The organism is Streptomyces sp. SID11385 (assembly GCF_010548245.1).
In the GTDB taxonomy this organism is placed as follows: domain Bacteria; phylum Actinomycetota; class Actinomycetes; order Streptomycetales; family Streptomycetaceae; genus Streptomyces.
Genome location: NZ_JAAGLR010000387.1, coordinates 1 through 4779 on the forward strand (window position 1 = coordinate 1; position 4779 = coordinate 4779).

Annotated in this window: 4 protein-coding genes; all 4 read right to left on the bottom strand. The window is 72.7% G+C overall.

Annotated features, from left to right (window positions below; all coding sequences use genetic code 11):
- Positions 1-244: 244 nt before the first annotated feature.
- Entirely contained in the window at positions 245-1063 is an 819-nt protein-coding gene (locus G3I42_RS11815; RefSeq protein ID WP_164285197.1) for an enoyl-CoA hydratase/isomerase family protein, read from the bottom strand.
- A 139-nt stretch (positions 1064-1202) separates the two neighbouring features.
- Positions 1203-1427 carry a helix-turn-helix domain-containing protein gene (locus tag G3I42_RS11820; RefSeq protein WP_009064022.1) on the bottom strand — a complete coding sequence of 75 codons (225 nt, stop codon included), beginning with the start codon at positions 1425-1427 and terminating at the stop codon, positions 1203-1205.
- A 424-nt stretch (positions 1428-1851) separates the two neighbouring features.
- On the bottom strand, positions 1852-3450 hold the full coding sequence (abc-f, locus tag G3I42_RS11825) for a ribosomal protection-like ABC-F family protein (protein WP_164285199.1): 1599 nt from the start codon (positions 3448-3450) through the stop codon (positions 1852-1854).
- Positions 3451-3663: 213 nt separating this feature from the next.
- Positions 3664-4779: hypothetical protein (locus G3I42_RS11830; protein WP_164285201.1), on the bottom strand; the 1116-nt coding region annotated here is incomplete at its 5' end.

The following is a 4779-nucleotide window of genomic DNA, read 5'->3' on the forward strand; positions in this document are numbered from 1 at the left end:
TGCGGGTGGAGCTGACCGCCTCGGGAACGCGCCCCCTGCCCGGCACCGTCGCCGCGGTACGCGAGGCGGCGGCCGGGGTCCTGGGAGCGGGCGCGGAGGTGGCGGTGCTGGTCACAGGCTGGCGGGAGTGAGGAGCCGCGCCGGGTGAGGCGGGCGGGGCGGAGGTGCGGGCCGTACGGGGGGCGGGGGCGCCGTACGGGAGTGAGCGGTGGCTGGTTCCGTACGGCCCGGAGCCTCCTCGCCGCTACTCGCCGCCCATCAGCTCGCGCAGGCGACGGGCCTGGGCCTGGCGCTCCGCGGCGCGCTGCTCCTCGAAGGGGCGCAGGACCGCGCCCTGGAGGAGCGCCTTGGTCTCGTTGACCGCGTTGCGCGGCGCCGCGAGGAGCGCGGCCGTGAACTCGGTGACGGCGGCGTCGAGCCCTTCGGCGGGCACGACGAGGTTGGCGAGGCCGGTCCGGGCCGCCTCGTCGGCCTCGACGTACCGTCCCGTCGCGCAGATCTCCAGCGCGCGCCCGTAGCCGACGAGGCCGACCAGGGGGCTCGTGCCGGTGAGATCGGGGACGAGGCCGAGGCTCGTCTCGCGCATCGCGAAGCGCACGTCGTCGGCGCAGACGCGCAGGTCGCAGGCGAGCGCGAGCTGGAAGCCCGCGCCGATGGCATGGCCCTGGACGACCGCGACGGAGACGAGGTCGGGACGCCGCCACCAGGTGAACGCCTCCTGGTAGGAGGCGATCGTCGCGTCGAGTTCGGCCTCGGGGGCCTTGGCGAGGGTGAAGAAGGAGATGTCGCCGGGGAAGCCCTCGGGCGTGAAGGCCCGCCGGTCGAGCCCCGCGGAGAAGGACTGGCCCTCGCCGCGCAGCACCACGAGACGCACGCTGCCGGGGAGTTCCCTTCCGGCACGCGCGAGCGCCCGCCACAGCGCGGGAGTCTGGGCGTTCCGCTTGGCCGGATTGGTCAGCGTGACGGCGGCGATCTCGTCCCGTACCGCGAGGCGGACGCCGTCCTCCTCGAAGACGAGGTCGCCGGGTGCGGGGCTTGCCGTGTCCTGGGCGGGTGTGGTCATCGCGGGCCTCCGGGTGCCTGTGCCGTCGTAAGTGACTGCACAGTAACCACCCGGCCGGAGGTCCGGACACCCGGGTGGTCACCGCGTGGAGCCCACTCCTCGCGAGGTGCCGCGAGGTGTCGGGACGTGCGGCGACTGCTCAGCTCGCGCCGCTCGTCTTCTTGCCCCGGGTCGCTCCGCCGCGTCCGCGCAGCGTCACACCCGATTCCTTGAGCATGCGGTGCACGAATCCGTAGCTCCGGCCCGTTTCCTCGGCCAGTGCGCGGATACTCGCTCCGCCGTCGTACTTCTTCTTCAGGTCTGCCGCGAGCGTGTCGCGCGCGGCGCCGGTCACCCGGCTGCCCTTCTTCAGAGTCTCGGCCACCCGTGCCTCCTCATGGGAAGTGCGCTCTGGACTCTCATGATCACCCCTGTCGGCAATCCTGGCCACCCATTCGGCAAGGTCCACCGGAGAAGCGTTGGGTAAAGCACTGCGGTCCGCAGGGGTGGAATTCGGGATTCCGTCCGTGCGCACTGGTGCACGCGGAGCGAATTACCCGGGGAAACCGCTGGTGGGAGCGGTGAAGGCGGAATAGGTGGCGGAACTTCGGGGGGCCGGGAATATCACTCGGCGACACTCCCGGATACGAGGTGTTCTCACCCAGATGACGGAGTTCCGGCACGGCCGAATGATCGAGCAGTCATCGATCATTCGGCCGTGCCGGAGTGATCTCGTGCGCTTCCCGGGGCGCGGGCGCCCGGGTGCGAGGGGCCGGGACCGGCCTCGGGCGAGACGGTCAGGGGCCGGCTCAGGCGAGGGCGACGAGGTCGCGGTAGCCCGCGCCCCACAGGTCCTCGATGCCGTCGGGGAGCATGATGATCCGCTCCGGCGAGAGCGCCTCGACGGCGCCCTCGTCGTGCGTGACGAGGACGACGGCGCCCTTGTAGGTGCGCAGGGCGCCCAGGATCTCCTCGCGGCTGGCCGGGTCGAGGTTGTTCGTCGGCTCGTCCAGGAGGAGGACGTTGGCGGCCGAGACGACGAGCGTCGCGAGCGCGAGGCGGGTCTTCTCGCCGCCGGAGAGGACCGCGGCGGGCTTGTCGACGTCGTCGCCCGAGAAGAGGAAGGAGCCGAGCACCTTGCGGACCTCGACGAGGTCGAGGTCGGGCGCGGAGGAGCGCATGTTCTCCAGGACCGTGCGCTCGGGGTCGAGCGTCTCGTGCTCCTGCGCGTAGTAGCCGAGCTTGAGGCCGTGGCCCTCGACGACCTCGCCGGTGTCGGGCTTCTCGACGCCCGCGAGGAGGCGCAGGAGCGTCGTCTTGCCGGCGCCGTTGAGGCCGAGGATGACGACGCGGGAGCCCTTGTCGATCGCGAGGTCCACGTCCGTGAAGATCTCCAGGGACCCGTACGACTTCGAGAGGCCCTCGGCGGTGAGCGGGGTCTTGCCGCAGGGCGAGGGGTCGGGGAAGCGGAGCTTGGCGACCTTGTCGGACTGGCGCACGTCCTCAAGACCCGCGAGGAGACGTTCGGCGCGGCGGGCCATGTTCTGCGCGGCGACGGTCTTGGTCGCCTTGGCGCGCATCTTGTCGGCCTGCGCGTTGAGGGCCGACGCCTTCTTCTCGGCGTTCTGGCGCTCGCGCTTGCGGCGCTTCTCGTCGGCCTCGCGCTGCTGCTGGTACAGCTTCCAGCCCATGTTGTAGATGTCGATCTGGGAGCGGTTCGCGTCGAGGTAGAAGACCTTGTTGACGACCGTCTCGACCAGTTCGACGTCGTGGGAGATCACGATGAAGCCGCCGCGGTACGTCTTGAGGTAGTCGCGCAGCCAGACGATCGAGTCGGCGTCGAGGTGGTTGGTCGGCTCGTCCAGGAGGAGGACGTCCGCGTCGGAGAAGAGGATGCGGGCGAGTTCGATGCGGCGGCGCTGACCACCGGAGAGGGTGTGCAGCGGCTGCCCGAGCACGCGGTCGGGCAGGCTCAGCGCGGCGGCGATCGTGGCGGCCTCGGCCTCGGCCGCGTAACCGCCCTTCGTGAGGAACTCGGTCTCCAGGCGCTCGTACCGCTTCATCGCCTTCTCGCGCGTGGCGCCCTTGCCGTTCGCCATGCGCTCCTCGTTCTCGCGCATCTTGCGCAGCGTCTCGTCGAGACCGCGCGCGGAGAGGATGCGGTCGCGGGCGAGGACGTCGAGGTCGCCGGTACGGGGGTCCTGCGGGAGGTAGCCGACCTCGCCCGAGCTGGTGATGGTGCCGCCGGCGGGCTGGCCCTCGCCCGCGAGGCACTTGGTGAGCGTGGTCTTGCCCGCCCCGTTGCGGCCCACGAGCCCGATGCGGTCGCCCTTGGCGACGCGGAAACTGGCGTTCTCGATGAGGATGCGGGCGCCGGCGCGCAGCTCGATGCCGGTGGCGGTGATCATGGACGTACTCCTGGGCGTGTGGGACGGCGGGGGGCGGGGCGGGGCGGAATGCCGTCGCGCTAATGCGCAAGGAGGGGGGCCATGGCTTCAGTCTAACCGGGAGCGGGGGGTGCCCTTTCTGCGGGTTGGACTCGCGGGGCTCCGCCCCGGACCCCGCTCCTCACGCTCCCCCAGCCTTCGGCCGGGAGGTACCCCCAGAGGGGCTTGATCCGGTCAGCCGCCCGTGTGGACCTGGAAGGCGGCTCTGCGGACCGCTTTGGCGAGGGCCGGGTCGGGGTGGGCGGCGGCCAGGGCCAGGAGGACCTGGACGGTGAGGGGGTGGCCGGCGGAGCGGACCTCTTCGAGCAGGGCCGGGATCGTGGGCTGGTGCGCGGCCTCGATGTGGCGCACGAGGAGTTCCGTGTCGCCGTGGTCGTTGAGGGCCGCGGCCGTGTCGATCCACAGCCAGGTGGACTCCTCGCGGGTCAGGAGCGCGTGCGCGTCCTCGGCGTCGCCGCCCTCCTGCTCGGCGAGCCAGAGCAGCGCGTACGGGCGCAGCGGCAGGTCCGCGCTGACCTCGCGCACGCCGGGCTCGGCGGGGGCGCCGACCGCGCGCAGGGCCTCGAAGGCGAGCTGGCGCAGCAGCGCGTCGTCGCCCCGTGCGGCGTCGAGGAGTTCCTGCACGGCGGTGCCCACGGTGCGCGCGGCGATCCAGGCGCGGTACTCGGCGCGGGCCTCGCCCGGGCGCAGCCGTACGCAGCCGCGCAGCATGTCCTCGGCGGACTGCTCGATGTTCCCGGCCGGGGACTGCGCGGCGACGCAGATCTGTTCGAGCTTGACCCACACCGCCCAGCTGCCGAGCGGCGTGAGCGCGATCTCCCCGCCGGCCCCTTGCGGCAGCGTGAGGGCCCCGACGCCCGCGAGCCGGTCGAGCGCCCAGTCGAACAGCTCCGGGAGCGGGGCCGTCGAGGGTGCGGCGAGGCCGGGTGCGGGCAGTTCGCAACGCGCGTCACGCAGCTCGGTGATCCGCTGTTCGAGGAGGTCGAGCAGCTCCTCGCGCGGGGCGGTCCCGGCCGAGAGCTGGAGCACCGAGAGGAGCTGCGGCATCGCCTCGACGACCTCGGCGACGGCCGTGGGGTCGATGGGGGTGGCGGACTCCGCGTGCGCCGGGTGGAAGAGCGACCAGGCGTCGAAGAGCGCGACCCAGCCGCGCAGCACCGCCATGTCGTCGCGGTCCCAGGCGCGCAGCCGCCAGCCGGGGCGGGCGTGGCCGCCGTGGGTCTCGACGAGACCGGCGAGCCGGGCGGCGTCCCAGTGGGCGCGCACCTCGGCGGGGCGGAGGCCGAGCGC

Coding starts and splice junctions, on each gene's coding strand:
- G3I42_RS11815 (WP_164285197.1), bottom strand. CDS start 1,063: ATGACCACACCCGCCCAGGACACGGCAAGCCCCGCACCCGGCGACCTC.
- abc-f (WP_164285199.1), bottom strand. CDS start 3,450: ATGATCACCGCCACCGGCATCGAGCTGCGCGCCGGCGCCCGCATCCTC.